General features: G+C 41.2%; 13 protein-coding genes and 1 riboswitch. Of the genes, 1 reads left to right on the top strand and 12 read right to left on the bottom strand.

Features of this window, described 5'->3' with window-relative positions:
• Positions 1-125: 125 nt before the first annotated feature.
• The 12 genes from HMPREF2780_RS07050 to HMPREF2780_RS06990 all read right to left on the bottom strand — a co-directional run bounded on the left by HMPREF2780_RS07050 (position 126) and on the right by HMPREF2780_RS06990 (position 13,921).
• Positions 126-836 carry an ABC transporter ATP-binding protein gene (locus HMPREF2780_RS07050; RefSeq protein ID WP_008809553.1) on the bottom strand — a complete coding sequence of 237 codons (711 nt, stop codon included), beginning with the start codon at positions 834-836 and terminating at the stop codon, positions 126-128.
• Positions 836-1,600 carry an ABC transporter ATP-binding protein gene (locus HMPREF2780_RS07045; RefSeq protein WP_008809554.1) on the bottom strand — a complete coding sequence of 255 codons (765 nt, stop codon included), beginning with the start codon at positions 1,598-1,600 and terminating at the stop codon, positions 836-838. Before HMPREF2780_RS07045 ends, HMPREF2780_RS07050 begins: the two co-directional genes overlap by 1 nt.
• A complete protein-coding gene (locus HMPREF2780_RS07040) occupies positions 1,600-2,553 on the bottom strand; it encodes a branched-chain amino acid ABC transporter permease (protein WP_061595993.1) in 954 nt (317 codons plus the stop codon). Before HMPREF2780_RS07040 ends, HMPREF2780_RS07045 begins: the two co-directional genes overlap by 1 nt.
• Before the next feature lie 3 nt (positions 2,554-2,556).
• Positions 2,557-3,426, bottom strand: coding sequence for a branched-chain amino acid ABC transporter permease (locus HMPREF2780_RS07035; protein ID WP_008809556.1), 870 nt, complete (start codon positions 3,424-3,426; stop codon positions 2,557-2,559).
• A 158-nt stretch (positions 3,427-3,584) separates the two neighbouring features.
• Positions 3,585-4,751: an ABC transporter substrate-binding protein gene (locus HMPREF2780_RS07030; RefSeq protein ID WP_061585601.1), complete on the bottom strand. Its 1,167-nt coding sequence runs from the start codon at positions 4,749-4,751 to the stop codon at positions 3,585-3,587.
• 89 nt (positions 4,752-4,840) lie between these two features.
• Positions 4,841-5,110, bottom strand: a complete 270-nt coding sequence (locus HMPREF2780_RS07025; protein ID WP_008809558.1) for a YlbG family protein — start codon at positions 5,108-5,110, stop codon at positions 4,841-4,843.
• Positions 5,111-5,187: 77 nt separating this feature from the next.
• Complete coding sequence (locus tag HMPREF2780_RS07020) at positions 5,188-5,805, bottom strand: ATP-dependent Clp protease proteolytic subunit (RefSeq protein WP_223351794.1); 618 nt, start codon at positions 5,803-5,805, stop codon at positions 5,188-5,190.
• Between the two features lie 173 nt (positions 5,806-5,978).
• On the bottom strand, positions 5,979-6,608 hold the full coding sequence (gene upp / locus HMPREF2780_RS07015) for a uracil phosphoribosyltransferase (RefSeq protein WP_002894672.1): 630 nt from the start codon (positions 6,606-6,608) through the stop codon (positions 5,979-5,981).
• Between the two features lie 97 nt (positions 6,609-6,705).
• A complete protein-coding gene (gene mgtA / locus HMPREF2780_RS07005) occupies positions 6,706-9,366 on the bottom strand; it encodes a magnesium-translocating P-type ATPase (RefSeq protein WP_061595994.1) in 2,661 nt (886 codons plus the stop codon).
• A 269-nt stretch (positions 9,367-9,635) separates the two neighbouring features.
• Positions 9,636-9,792: riboswitch (M-box (ykoK) riboswitch) on the bottom strand.
• 83 nt (positions 9,793-9,875) lie between these two features.
• The gene (locus tag HMPREF2780_RS07000) at positions 9,876-11,042 is read right to left on the bottom strand and encodes a MalY/PatB family protein (RefSeq protein ID WP_096755029.1); all 1,167 of its coding nucleotides are present in this window, start codon (positions 11,040-11,042) and stop codon (positions 9,876-9,878) included.
• A gap of 1 nt (position 11,043) precedes the next feature.
• Positions 11,044-12,138 carry a cystathionine gamma-synthase gene (locus tag HMPREF2780_RS06995; protein ID WP_046165248.1) on the bottom strand — a complete coding sequence of 365 codons (1,095 nt, stop codon included), beginning with the start codon at positions 12,136-12,138 and terminating at the stop codon, positions 11,044-11,046.
• Positions 12,139-12,289: 151 nt separating this feature from the next.
• Complete coding sequence (locus HMPREF2780_RS06990) at positions 12,290-13,921, bottom strand: putative polysaccharide biosynthesis protein (RefSeq protein WP_105026403.1); 1,632 nt, start codon at positions 13,919-13,921, stop codon at positions 12,290-12,292.
• Between the two features lie 97 nt (positions 13,922-14,018).
• On the opposite strand from HMPREF2780_RS06990, the gene HMPREF2780_RS06985 reads away from it, so the two are divergent.
• A complete protein-coding gene (locus HMPREF2780_RS06985; protein ID WP_105026402.1) occupies positions 14,019-15,464 on the top strand; it encodes a UDP-N-acetylmuramoyl-L-alanyl-D-glutamate--L-lysine ligase in 1,446 nt (481 codons plus the stop codon).
• The last annotated feature ends 54 nt before the right edge of the window (positions 15,465-15,518 follow it).

Here is a 15,518-nt window from a genome sequence, read left to right as displayed (position 1 = left end):
CCAGACAGTTTGAAGAAAACTCGCTGCCACGAATTCCCATCTGCAACCTGAAACAATCCACCCGGGCATCTTGATGAAAACTTGGTTTTCTTTATCTATAACTTAAAAAGGTCCACTGGACCTTTTTAACCACCTAGATATGCTTTGCGGACTTCGTCTGAGGCGAGGAGTTCTTGACCTGTTCCGGAAAGAACAATTTTACCAGTCTCAAGTACGTAGCCACGATTTGCAATAGAAAGTGCTTTATTGGCATTTTGCTCAATAAGGAGAACTGTTGTCCCTTGTTTCTGGATATCTTGAATGATGTCAAAAATTTCTTGAATGAAAATAGGTGCCAATCCCATAGAAGGCTCATCCAAAAGAAGTAGTTTAGGAGTAGACATCAAGGCCCGTCCCATCGCTAGCATCTGCTGTTCTCCACCAGAGAGAGTTGCAGCATCTTGGTTTTTACGCTCTTCCAAGCGCGGGAAACGAGAAAAGACCTTCTTCAAGTTGGCTTGATTTTCTTCTCGATTTGTTTTGAGGAAGGCTCCCATTTCTAGATTCTCCATAACTGTCAAACCTGGAAAGACATGGCGACCTTCTGGAACCTGAGAAAGACCAGCTGCTACGATTTTCTGAGCAGGGACCTTCTGGATTTCATTTCCTAAAAATTCAATTTTACCAGCACTCGGACGAACCAAGCCAGAAATCGTCCGAAGGATGGTTGTTTTACCAGCACCATTAGCACCAATCAAAGAAACAACTTCTCCTTCATTGACTTCAAAGCTGACATCACGGACAGCCTGAATCATGCCATAGTGGACTGATAAATTCTCAACTTTTAACATAGTCATCAGGCTTCACCTCCTAGATATGCTTCAATAACTCGTTCGTTGCTCTTGATCTCATCAGGTGTGCCATGAGCAATCAAACGGCCATATTCCAATACATAGATTCGTTCAGTAACTTCCATAACCAAGCTCATATCATGCTCAATCAACATAATGGTAATGTTGAATTCGTTTTTGATACGGCGGATTAGCTCGGTCAATTCTGCTGTTTCTTGTGGGTTCATACCAGCAGCCGGCTCATCCAAAAAGAGAATTTTGGGTTCGGTAGCCAAAGCACGAACAATTTCTAGACGTCGTTGTTGTCCATAAGCTAAGTTTTTGGCCAAAGTCTCAGCTTCCTTGTCCAAGTCAAAAATCTTCAGCAAATCCAAAGCCTTATTTTTTAAGTCTTCTTCATTTTTATAGAAAGCTGGAAGGCGGAAGAAGGAGGCAAAAGTATGTGGCTTGTGGTGATTCCCAAAAGCAATCAAGACATTATCTAAAACAGTTAAATCTTTAAAGAGACGGATGTTTTGGAATGTACGTCCAAGTCCGAGCGATGCAATTTTATATGGAGCTTTGCCATTTAGCAAGTGACCATCTAAAGTCACTGTCCCTTCACTTGGCTCGTATACCCCCGTCAATAAATTAAAGAGAGTTGTTTTACCAGCACCGTTTGGCCCGATAAGTCCGACCAATTCTCCTTCATTTAGCTCTAAAGTCACATCTCCAACGGCTGTCAGACCACCAAAATGTTTCGTTAAATTTTTTACATCAAGAAGTGCCATTATTCTTTGACCTCCTTATCTTTTTTTAAAAAGCGCGACAATTGCAGCTCCCAAGTACCTAGAAGTCCACCTGGACGGAAGATCATAACTAAGATAAGAGCGAGTGAATAGATAATCATTCGAATGCTTGAGAACTCTTGCAAGAGCATGTTCAAGACACCTAGCACAATGGCTGCGATAATTGTTCCAGTCATAGATCCTAAACCACCAAATACAACAATGATTAGGACATTAATCGTATTGGTAAAAGAGTAATCCTTAGGCACAACTGCTCCGATAAAACCAGCCTTCAAAGCACCTGCAATTGATGCAGTTATCGCCCCAAAGACAAAAGCAACGACTTTAACCTTAGTTGTGTTAACACCTACAGACTCTGCCGCAATCTCATCCTCACGGACAGACAAGGTTTTGCGCCCCAGAGGACTACGCAAAAAGTTCAATGTGAACAAAGTAGTAATAACAACAAAGAAATAAACCATCTGCCAGCTAGTAAAGCCAGGAATACTTAAAATACCAGCAGCGCCATTAGTAACTTCTCCACCATTCACAATCAAGATACGAATAATTTCAGATACTCCAAGAGTTGCAATGGCCAAGTAGTCTCCTTTTAGTCGAAGTGTAGGAATCCCAACTCCCAATGCAACAAGTCCTGCAATGAATGCCCCTAGTATCATAGCAGCAAAAAAGGCAGGATAGGTTGGAGATTTTGTTCCAATGATTGCAACTGCATAGGCTCCAATAGCCATGAAACCAGCATGGCCTAGAGAAAATTGCCCTGAGAATCCAACAATCAGGTTGAGACCAACCGCTAGAATAATGTTAATACCGATTTCTTCTAAAATTTGCAAATGGAAGGCGTTCAGTATTCCTCCACCAGCTAAAACAGTAATCAAGACAAAGCCTGCAAGAATTAAAGCAAGCCATAGAAGATTTACTTTCAGATTTTGCTTCATACCTTACACCTTCTCTTTCACGTTTTTCCCAAGGATTCCCGCAGGACGAATTAACAAGATGATAATCAAAATACCATATACAATCGCATCACGGAAGTCTGACATACCAAAGGCTGTTGCAAAGGTTTCTAACAGACCAATAACAAAACCACCCAAGGCAGCCCCTGGAATAATTCCGATACCACCCAAAACAGCAGCAACAAAGGACTTAATACCTGGAGTCATCCCCATTAATGGCTCTAATGAGTTATAGTAAAGAGCGATAAGAACACCTGCTGCCCCTGCTAGTGCAGAACCCAATGCAAAGGTGAAACTAATGGTCCTGTTGACATTGATTCCCATTAGTTGAGCAGCATCACTATCTACTGAAACTGCCCTCATAGCTTTCCCCATCTTGGTTTTTTGTACAATAAATTGCAAAGCCAACATCAAGAAAATAGAAATCCCTAAAATCATCAACTGAATATTTGAAACTGTAATAGGTCCTAAGTTAAAACGAACAGTTGGAATCACCTGAGGGAAAGGTAAGGTACTAGCACCAACAAAATAAACCATGAGGTACTCCAAAAGGAAGGAAACCCCAATTGCTGTAATTAAGGCAGCAATACGAGTCGAATTTCGTAATGGGCGATAAGCCAGAAATTCAATGACAACCCCTAAAATAGCTGTTCCAATCATAGCCACAATCAAGGCTAAAAAGAAATTTAATTTCAATGAATTGATGAGGAAATACCCCATAAAAGCACCCATCATATAAATATCACCATGGGCAAAATTGATGAGCTTAATAATACCATAGACCATGGTGTAACCTAGGGCTAACAGTGCATAGACACTTCCTAGAATTAAACCATTGACAAGCTGTTGGAGCATAAGACACCACACTTTCTAATATAATAAAATCGGGCAAGAGACAAACTCAATACTAGAAATTGAATTCATCACCTCACCCGCAGAAAGGAACTGTATTCTGATTTAAATACAATTCCTTTTCCTTCTTTTGTAAGATTCTAGAAATTCAGTTGAATTGCTTAGTTTGGTTTTACTGTTTCCACAGTATCAACTTTACCATCTTTCAAGCCAATCATCAAGGCTGACTTAACTGGGTTATGATTTTTATCCATTGTGATAGAACCAGTCACCCCTTCGAAGTCTTTCAACTTAGCAAGGTTTTCTTTGATATCAACTGAGTTTTTCGCACCCTTAGAAGCTTCTGCTACCATATAAACAGAGTCATAAGCAAGAGCAGAGAACATTGATGGTTCTTCATTATACTTCGCTTTATATGCTTCCAAGAATTTCTTGGCTTTAGCTGTCATATCTCCGCTAGTTGAGTAGCCAGATACGTAGTAAACATTAGTTGCAGCTGCTGGAGTTGCTTGTGAGATAAACTCTTCACTGTTAAATCCATCTCCACCAACAATTGGTTTGTCAATTCCGATACCGCGAGCTTGGTTTACGATTTTACCAGCTTCAGTGTAGTAACCTGGAACAACTAGGGCATCAAAGTCTTTACCTTTGAATTTAGTTAAAGCTGCTTGGAAGTCAGTATCTTTTGAGGCAAATGTTTCAGTTGCAACGATTTCACCCTTGTACTCTTCTTGGAAAGCCTTGGCGATTCCTTTTGCATAGTCACTTGAGTTATCGTAGTAAAGAACAACTTTTTTAGCTTTCAAATTGTCTGTGACATATTTGCTAAGAATTTTTCCTTGGAAACTATCGATGAAAGTTGTACGGAACAAGTAGTCTTGACCTTTTGTCAAATCATCCTGAGTACCACTTGGAGTGATCAAAGGAACAGAAGCTTTGGCAGCATTTGTAATCGCTGCACCAGTACCACCTGAAGTCGCTGGACCAATGATGGTATTTACCTTAGCCTGGGTCACCAAGTTTGTAGAAACTGTAGAAGCTTCACTCAACTCGGATTTATTATCCTTATCTGTAACTTCAATTTGTTTGCCGTCTACTCCACCTGCTTTGTTGATTTCATCAACAGCTAACTTAGCACCTTTTTGTTCAGCAGTTCCATAGGAAGCAACGTCACCAGTTTCTTCGAAGTTGAAACCAATTTTAAGGGTCTTGCCAATCTCAGTTCCTGAAGCAGAACCAGAATTTCCTGTTGTAGAAACCTCTCCACAGGCTGCTAGCAATGCAACACTTGCAAGACTAACTAAAGTTAATGCAAATTTTTTCTTCATCAAAATGTTCTCCTTTATGAGTATTCAAAACTATATAGTAAGAATATACCGAATTATCAGAAAATTGTCAATATAAAAACAAACGCTTTTTAAATGATAACGTTTTCCTCTTGGCGATGTAGACTACCAACGAAGTTTTTGTCCAATTCCTGAATATGACAAGCACGAACTTTTTTTACAAACTTTTCCTGTCCCAGCTTCTTCTGCAAGTCTTCCGCTTGCGTTTTTGGTACATAGAGCTGAAGATACCGACGTTTTTTAGAATGGTAAACTATATCTCCATATGCAGCAACTTTTTTTACGTCACGATTATAATAAAGATAAACAATTATTCCAACTCGTTCTTCTTTCTGATACATAAGTGATCCTTCCCAAACTAGAACTACCTACTGATTATATCAAAAAAGCCCCTAAGGGGCAATTTGATTTTATAGGATTAACTCAAATTATTGTTAGCCATGATCTCATCAATGAATCCATAAGCAAGAGTCTCTTCAGCACTCATCCAATAATCACGTTCCGCATCAGCATGAATTTGCTCAACTGTTTTACCAGAATTATCTGCAAGAATTTGCTCTAAAGTTTTCCGTGTCTTCAACAAGTGTTCCGCAGCAATAGCCATATCCGTTTGCTGAGTACCACCACCAGTTCCTCCCATTGGCTGGTGAATCATATATTCAGCATTTGGAAGCATGAAACGTTTGCCTTTGGCACCGCTTGATGCGATGATGGTTCCCATGCTCGCTGCCATACCCATAACGATTGTTTGGACATCAGATTTAATAAAGTTCATGGTGTCAACAATCGCTAAACCAGCTGAGACTGAACCACCTGGTGTATTAACATAGAGGTAGATATCCTTGGTACTGTCTTGTGCATCCAAGAAAAGAAGCTGAGCAATGACTGAATTAGCCATATTATCCTCTACCGGACCTGTCAACATGATGATGCGGTCTTTTAATAGGCGTGAGTAAATATCATACGAGCGTTCCCCACGGCTTGTTTGTTCAATAACTACAGGAATCATAGTTTTCTCACTTTCTTTTAGTTGGATTTTCTATCAAATAGGAAATAGAATATTCAAAGTATGAATCCATTATAACTCTTTGGTCAATAAAGGTCAAATTTTTGAATCGATTAGGAAGTATACTGACCTTGAGAAGCTTATTTTTCAAAACCACTCCACTTTCCTATTTCTTGGATTTTGGACAACCCTTCAGCAAAATCTTATTTAGTTCCGAACAAGCGGTCTCCAGCATCTCCCAATCCTGGTACGATATAACCATGGTCATTTAGATGGTCATCCAAGGCAGCCGTGAAAATATCGACATCTGGGTGTGCTTCCTGCAAGGCTTTCACTCCTTCTGGTGCAGAAACTAAACATACAAATGTAATGTGGCTAGCACCACGTTTTTTGAGAGAATCCACAGCCAAGATCGCAGAACCACCTGTAGCTAGCATTGGATCGACAACGAAAATCTGGCGTTGGTCGATATCTTCTGGTAGCTTAACTAAGTATTCAACTGGTTTCAAAGTCTCTTCATCACGGTACATTCCGATGTGGCCGACCTTTGCTGCTGGAACCAAGCTTAGAAGTCCATCGACCATGCCAATACCAGCCCGCAGGATTGGTACAATAGCTAATTTTTTCCCTGCAATCTGCTTTTGGACTGTTTTTGTAATTGGTGTTTCAATTTCGACATCTTCAAGTGGTAAATCGCGCAAGACCTCATATCCCATGAGCATTGCGATTTCATCAACTAATTCACGAAAAGCCTTGGTAGAGGTATCTGTACGACGCAAGATAGACAATTTATGCTGAATTAGTGGATGAGCGATAACTTCAAGTTTTCCCATGATTGGATTTCCTTCTTTCAATTTATTCTTCTTATTATATCAAAAAAAGATTGAAAAGGCTTGCCATAAGCAAACCTTTTCAGAGTTTTTCTTGGTTCTAAAGCCATTCCTCATATCGCTTGATATACAAGTGTTTAACAAGGGTTACACTAACCATGTAAAGCACAATAATCAGCAGAAGAAAAAGGAAATATGCGCCATTGAGCGGAGCTGTTTTGAGAACAGAAGCAAAGAGGCTATATGGCAAAGAAGTAACAAAGAGAGCAGCAGCCATAGTGGTTACAATAACAGACAAGGCTGGACGGCTTTGCACGAATGGTAATTTAGGTGAGCGAAGCATATAGATGACTATAGTTTGGGTCCACATAGACTCAATAAACCACCCTGTTTGGAAAAGTGTGATAAAGGTTGCCGCTTGCTCAGTACCAGCTTGATAACTACTTCCTGTTATCATAGGAACAATGATAAAGTAAAGGGCCAAGTAAGTCAAAACATCAAAAATGGATGAGATAGGCCCAATCCAAGCCATAAAGCGGGTAATAGAGTTAGCAGACCAAATCCGTGGTTTCTTAAGAAATTCACTATCAACGTTATCGAAAGGCAAAGCTATACAGGACAGATCATAAACCAGATTGAGAACAATCAGGTGAACTGGTGCCATCGGCAAAAAAGGCAAAAAGATGCTGGCAAATAGGAGAGAAAAGATATTCCCAAAGTTAGAGCTGACTGTCATCTTGATATACTTGGTCATGTTGGCATAGACCTTACGTCCCTCTACCAACCCTTTCTCCAGAACCATGAGGTCCTTATCCAGTAGAATGACATCTGCCGTTTCCTTAGCAATGTCAACGGCCGTATCAACAGAAATTCCAACATCGGCTACTTTCATAGAAGGTGCATCATTGATGCCATCGCCCATGTAGCCAACCTTGTGTCCATTGGCTTTGAGTTGAAGGATGATCCGAGCTTTTTGGTCAGGAGAGAGCTTAGCAAAGACCGTTGTATTCTCTACCGCTTGGCTCAATTCCTCATCTGATAAAGCATCTACCTCTACGCCGAGCAAAATGTTTTCTACATCAAGGCCAACCTTTTCACAGACTGCCTGAGTAACCTTTTCATTATCGCCGGTCAAAATCTTAGTGGCAACACCGTACTCAGCCAAGGTTTCAATAGCTGGAGCCGCAGATGACTTAGGTGGATCCAGAAAGGCCAGGTAGCCCGTCAAAATCATATCAGACTCATCCTTGACCTCATAGTCATAATCTTCTTCTAGGTCTGACTTGTAGCTAACACCAAGCACGCGTAGCCCTTGCTCATTGAGTTGAGCCACTTCCGCAAGGATTTCCTGACGAATTTCCTCAGTCAGTTCCGTAATGCGATTCTTGTATTCCACATAACTAGAGATCGCCAGCATTTCCTCCAAGGCACCCTTGGTTACCATGCTGATGACATCTTCATCATCCTTGACGATAACGCTCATGCGACGACGCTCGAAATCAAAAGGCAGTTCATCAATTTTTTTAAAGGTTTGGTCTAAATCACGAACAAGCTCATGCTTTTCGGCTTCTTTCTCTGTTCGGTTGATAATGGCCCGATCCATAAGGTTTTTGAGTCCTGTTTGATAGTAGGAATTTAGAAAGGCGCGACGGAGCACTGCCAAGTCTAAATCACCGTGAATGTCCAGTGGATATTCCAAGACAATCTCGTCTTGGGTCAGTGTACCCGTCTTATCCGTACAGAGGATATCAATAGCTCCTAGATCTTGAATAGCATTCAATTTTTTGATCACGACCTTTTCCTGAGCCATGATAATAGAACCTTTAGCCAAGCTCGCTGTGATAATCATCGGTAGCATTTCTGGAGTCAAGCCAACCCCAACGCTGAGGGCAAAGACTCCTGCTTCCAACCAGTCTCCATCTGTCAGTCCATTGATGAAGAAAACAACAGGTACCATAACGAGCATCAGACGAATCAAGAGCCAAGAAATGCTATTCATATCACGCTCAAAAGAAGTCGGCTCATCGTAGGTATTCAGCGTCTGCTCAATGGCCCCCATCATGGTATCGTCACCAACCACCAGTACCAGAGCTGTTGCTCTACCGGAAATAACGTTGGTTCCCATAAAGGCCAGTGACTCTGTTTCTAAAAGGCTATCAAGATTTTGCCCATCCGCCTTAGACAAACATATCTTTTCTACTGCATCGCTCTCCCCTGTTAGGCCAGACTGCTGAACGAAAAAATCACGCGATTCTAATAGCAAAACATCCGCTGGAATCATGTCTCCGGCACTAAGTTTGACGATGTCTCCTACAACCAGCTCATCAATGGGAAGTTCTTGTTCTACTCCTTCCCTAATGACTGTAGCCGTGTTGACAATCAGCCGAGATAGATTGCTAGCAGCTCGGTCACTACGCAATTCCTGAATAAAACGAATGCCTCCAGAAATCAAGACCAGAACAACAATAATGATGGAAGTTGTCGGATCTTCCTCTCCGGGCTTAGCCAGCCAGACATTAGTCACCAAAGAGACTAAAGCAATCACTAATAAGATGACTGTAAAGGGGTTAATAATAGACTCGTAAATTTTCTTTAGAATGGAGTCTTCCTGCCCCTTGGTGATAACATTTTCACCGTAAAGATCACGATTTTCTTCAACCTGTTCTTCTGTCAGACCACGAAAGGCACTTTTGTAGAATGCCAGGGTTTCTTGTACAGGAAGCTGCAAAGCTGCAACTAATCTTTCTTTTACTGTTTTCATTGGTTTCTCCTTAATGTATGATTGATAAATTTCATACACAGGGACCAATCACTTTATAAGGACCGAACGATACAAATCAGCGATTGGCTGTGTATGTGCGGTTCCGGATGATCGTCAATTTGCATCGCATGTCTCCTTTCTTTTTCTTAAGAGGCAGGTAAACAACTATTTGCCTACTTGAAATATTTTCAACAAAAAAGAATACCCTGCCAATTTCTCGGCAGGGTTGTTTGCATGTCAGGTCTTTCACTTTATTTTACAACAGATAAAGTAAACATCTACCGTTCAAGCTTTAACTCCATAAGGCGATGAAATGAGCTTAGTCTTGACCTTGGCGATCAGGACTGTTGACCAACGAGTAGTGTCTCCACTGCTTTGCGGTAGTCATCCGTATCCTTATGGTAGCCTCACCTACCGATTTTCCATTCTTACTATACTCCTCTTTGCAAGGATTGTCAATAAAGAAATCACTAATTTTAAAATTTTTTACCAACCTATGCTAAAACCCACTACTTAGGCAAAACAGCTCCAATACGTTTACAAATTTCTACAACCATATCCTTTGGTGCTGCTGCATTCAGTCGAGCATGACTCTTTCCTTCTTGACCAAAGTCGCTTCCCCTATTCAGGACGACCTTTGCCTCTTCCCTCAGTAACTGGAAGAGTTGGTCATCCGTCAGACCATAATCTGAAAAGTCCAACCAAATTAGATAGGTTCCTTGGGGCTTCATAACCCTCAAACGTGGTGTCTCTTTGGCAAAATAATCAACCACAAAATCGATATTTTCCTCTAAGACTGTCTTAAGTTCTGTCAACCAGGATTTCCCATAACGATAAGCAGCTTCTGTCGCTACAAAACCAAGGCCTGAAATTTCATGCTGGTTGTTAGCCAGCTGGCGCTTTTTAAACTGATGGCGAAGGCTGGGATTCTCAATCACAGCATAGGAATTTTTAGTTCCAGCAATATTAAAGGTCTTAGTTGCACTGGATAAAATCAGGCTAAAGTCCTTAAAGTCAGGAGAAACAGTATTGAAAGACTGATGTTCATGGCCAAACAGCGTCAAGTCTTGGTGGATTTCATCTGAGACCACGAGGACGCCGTACTTTTGACAGAGGCGGCCAATTTTTTCTAACACTTCCCGTTCCCAAACTCGCCCTCCGGGATTATGAGGATTACAGAGAACATAAATCTTGACTTCATTGTCTACAATATCTCGCTCTAGCTGCTCAAAGTCAATCTGAAAGAGACTATCTTGCTCTATCAGAGAATTGGCAATAAGTCGTCGATTATTGAGCTTGACAGAGCGAGCAAAAGGCGGGTAAACAGGAGTGTTGATGAGAACGGCATCGCCTTCCTTGGTAAAGGCTTGGATAGCCGTTGAAATAGCAGGGACAACTCCTTCGATAAAGACCAAGGCATCCCTATCAAAAGCGTAGCCATGCTCATCCCGTTCCCAATCTAGCACAGCCTTAATCAACTCCTCGCTGGCATAGGTATAGCCATAAACTAAGTGATCCGCATAATCATGAACGGCCTGCTGAATTTCAGGCAGGACCTCAAAATCCATATCCGCGATCCAGGCAGGAAGAACCTCCCTATCCTCTTCAGCTTCTTTCCATTTATAAGTATGATGACCAAAACGATTAGGGGCTGTTTTAAAATTATATTTTCCCATACTAGTCCTCCAAGGCAGCTCGTAAATCAGCCACTAAATCTCGGCTGTCCTCAATCCCAATTGACAGGCGTAGCAAATCATCTGTCAATCCATAGGAATGACGTACTTCAGCTGGAATATCTGCGTGGGTTTGGGTCGTAGGATAGGTAATCAAGCTCTCCACTCCACCCAAACTTTCCGCAAAAGTGAAGACTTTAAGACTATTTAGAAGATGAGGGATCTTTTCTTCATCTCCAATCTTGAAGGAGATCATACCACCCTTACCTGGATAGAGAACCTCTTTTACTGCAGAAGATTTCTTCAGAAAAGCAACCACTTCCTGGGCATTCTGAGTAGATCGCTCCATGCGGAGAGCTAGTGTCTTGAGACCACGCAAAAGTAGATAACTGTCAAATGGAGAAAGGACTGCTCCAGTTGTGTTCAAATTATAGAAAAGCTTATCATAGATATCCGCGTCATTGGTCATAACGGCTCCAGCCAAGACATCATTGTGCCCGCCTAGATACTTGGTCGCAGAGTGCAGGACAATATCAGCACCATCTTCCAGCGGTCTTTGGTAAATGGGACTGTAAAAAGTATTGTCTACTATTACTCTTGCACCTCTTGCATGAGCCACTTGAGAAATGCGAGCAATGTCAAACTCCACCATAAGAGGATTGGTTGGTGTCTCGATATAAACAATATCTATATCTTCTGTCAGATTGTTCAGAAGCTCTTCTTCCGTATTGGCATAGGTAAAGGTGAATCGGCCTTCTGCTTCAGCTTGGGCAAACCAGCGGAAAGAGCCACCATAGAGATCTCGAACAGCCAAAACTTTACTTCCGACTGGAAAAGCACTAAAGGCCAGCACAATAGCCGACATACCAGAACTAGTTGCTAGAGCATAATCAGCACTTTCGATAGCAGCCAGAGTCTCCTCCAGGCTAACACGTGTTGGATTCTTGGTCCGAGTGTAGTCATAACCTGTTGATTGACCAAACTCTGGGTGCTGGTAGGTCGTTGAAAAATGCAGGGGTGTTGTTAAGGCACCAGTTGCTTCGTCTGTTTTTACCCCAGCTTGGGCCAGTATGGTATTCAAGTTTAATGCTTGACTCATTTCTTATTCCTCACAATCTCGTAAATCTTATTCTATTGTAACATCTTGCGAAAGTTCTGCGCTTTGTTCTTTTCAAGAGCTAGATATAGTCTGAAACTATATAAAAACCCCGACCTTCAAATAGCCGGGGCAAATACTTATGAATTAACATTTAAGAAATATGGAATTTCCTTCTCAAACTGCTTGCTTTTGCCTCTCCTACGAAGCGATCAAGCAAACGAACGCGCAAGGCCAAGCCACCATAAACTGCAATACCAACTCCACCAATTAGAACCAAATAAATCATACTTGAGACACGTCCAGCTGGATGGAAAAAGAAACCAAGAAGCAAATCAGCTAATGCAATGACAACTATCATTAAAAGCGTTAAAATACAAGTCAGTAAACTACGTTTGATCAGGTTTTGAGGATTAAGTCCTGTGATATCGCGAATTTCACGATACATAAAGACGATTGGAACAATCAGACCAATTGTCGTTGAGAGCAGAGGCCCGTAAGCTCTGAAAAGCCAAATCAGAGGAATTTGTAAGATCAACTTTACCACAACACCGTATAAGAAATAAACAATGGCCTTACGGTTTTGGAAGAGGGCTTGGATCATGGGAGCTAGCACTGTATAAAAGCTCAAAATAATTGTCTGTATAAGGGCAAATACAAAAAGTCCCAAAGCAAGTTTATCTGGCTGACCATAAAAGACCGTATAGAGAGGCCGAGCAACCAGAACGGCACCGATCGTTGCAGGTAAGATAAACAAGAGCAACATGGTTAGGTTGTCCTGAATCAAACGAGCAGCAGCCTTAAAATCTCCCTTGACATAATTCTCTGTCAGAAGCGGAATCCCAACCCCACCAATAGAAGTCGCTACAGCAATCAAAATCATAGTTATTTTATTGGGATTTGCCGAGAAGTAACTAAACATGACTAAGAGCTGGGTATTCGTATAATCTGTAAACCAACTCATTACATGGATGAAGGTCATCTGATCAATAATTTGGAAGAGCTGGATAGCCGATCCAGTGATAATAAAAGGAATGGCTTCACGAATTGTATCCCAAAGCAATGCTCTGGTATCAATACTGCTTCTGCTTGGTGATTTTTTGAAGATTGCTTGGAGCATATTTTCCTTAGAAAGGAAATAAGCCAAAACTCCTACACTGGCAATCATCCCAATAAAAGCTGCAAATGTTGACTGGGTGACAGCAGAAACATAATTTTTTGATCCGAAATTCATGATAAAGAAGGTCGCAAGAAGCATCCAAATGATTCGAATCAACTGCTCTGCCACTTGACTGATTGCATAAGGTTTTAAATTGTTAAAGCCTTGGAAAAATCCTCGGATAACACTCATAGACGGAAAAATCAGCACCGCCCATGAGAGGCTTTGCATGATTGGAATCAAATCTTTCCCCCCGCCGGATAAACTAGCAAAGAGAGGAGATAGAAGATACATGATTACTCCAAAAACAGCACCAAGAAACAACATGAACTTGAGGAATTCTCTGATTAGGGTAAAACTATGTTCCCTTTGATCAATCGTATTGTATTTAGCCACTTGCTTGGCTACAGCAACTGGAATTCCAGCTGTTGAAATCAGCAAAAACCAAGCATAAATGTTGTAGCCCATGGTGAAAAGACCATTAGCCTCCGCACCATGCTTGCCCATCCAAATATACCAAGGAATAATATAAATAGCCCCCAAAAGACGGCTAATAAAGTTTCCAGCAGTCAGCCAGGCAGTTCCCCGCAGCATCTGCTGCTGCTGACTTGTCGTTTCTTGACTCATACGATCAAACCTCATCTTATCATTTAATAGCTTTTATCCTATTATAAACTTTTCCTTTCCTCTTGTAAAACCCAGCCATTAAGTTTACAATAAGATTATGATAAAAATTGAAACAATAATAGATATTTTAAAAAAAGATCATAATTTTCGTGAAATCATCAAAGACGGCCACTACTTCTTTCATGACGGTGGACTGACTTTTGACAAAATTAGCTATGATAGCCGTAATGTGACAGATTCGACCCTCTTCTTTGTTAAAGGCGAAAACTTCAAAAAAGAATTCCTAGAAGGTGCTGTAGAGTCTGGTCTGAAATTTTATATCAGTGAGAGCGATTTTGAAGTAGGAATCCCTGTACTTGTTGTTAATGATATCAAGCAGGCTATGAGCTTGATTGCCATGGAGTTTTATGGTAATCCGCAAGAAAAGCTTAAAATCTTAGCCTTTACAGGAACCAAGGGAAAAACAACGTCTGCTTACTTTGCCTACCAAATCCTATCGCAAAGTCACCGACCAGCCCTCCTATCCACCATGAATACCACCTTAGATGGCAAGAACTTCTTCAAGTCCAGCCTAACAACGCCAGAGAGCTTAGATTTATTTGAAATGATGGCCCAAGCTGTAGCTAATGACCGTACCCATCTGATTATGGAAGTTTCTAGTCAAGCCTATCTCAAAAAACGTGTTTATGGTTTAACCTTTGATGCCAGTGTTTTCCTCAATATCAGTCCCGATCATATCGGGCCAATTGAACATCCCACTTTTGAAGACTACTTCTACAATAAACGTCTTTTGATGGAAAATAGCAGAGCAGTTATTGTTAACAGTGGCATGGATCATTTCCAAATCGTGAAAGAGCAAGTCTCTTCAATAGAACATGATTTCTATGGAGAAAATTCTAGCAACACCATCATAGATTCTCAAGCCTTTAGCTTTGAAGCAAGTGGCAAGCTAGCTGGAAAATACGACATTCAGCTTATCGGGCGTTTCAATCAAGAAAATGCTCTGGCGGCTGGTCTAGCTTGTCTACGACTGGGGGCTAGTCTCGAAGACATCAAAAAAGGAATTGCTGTAACCCGAGTACCGGGTCGCATGGAAGTACTGACCCAAAAAAATGGTGCTAAAGTTTTTGTTGATTACGCTCATAATGGAGACAGTTTAACCAAACTGCTCAGTGTAGTCCAGGAACATCAAAAGAACCAGACTATTCTTGTTCTGGGAGCAACTGGAAACAAGGGAGAAAGTAGGCGAAAGGATTTTGGACTCTTACTCAACCAACATCCAGAGATTCAAGTCATACTAACTGCTGACGACCCTAATCGCGAAGACCCTGTAGCCATTGCCAAAGAAATCGCTAGTTATATCTCCCACGACGTAACCATTATCGCTGATCGTGCAGAAGCTATAAAGATAGCAATGAGTCTTACTAGGCAAGAAGGAGATGCTGTTATTTTAGCTGGTAAAGGAGCCGATGCTTACCAGATTGTCCATGATCAAAAAGTAGCCTATCCAGGTGACTATCAAATCGCAGAAAAATATCTATAAAAATAAAAAGAGAGTTGACAGTGAACCGCACCCCAAAAGTTAGACAGAAAAAAT

Source organism: Streptococcus sp. HMSC062B01, from assembly GCF_001811085.1.
In the GTDB taxonomy this organism is placed as follows: domain Bacteria; phylum Bacillota; class Bacilli; order Lactobacillales; family Streptococcaceae; genus Streptococcus; species Streptococcus gordonii.
This window is presented reverse-complemented; position numbering and strand designations above follow the sequence as displayed.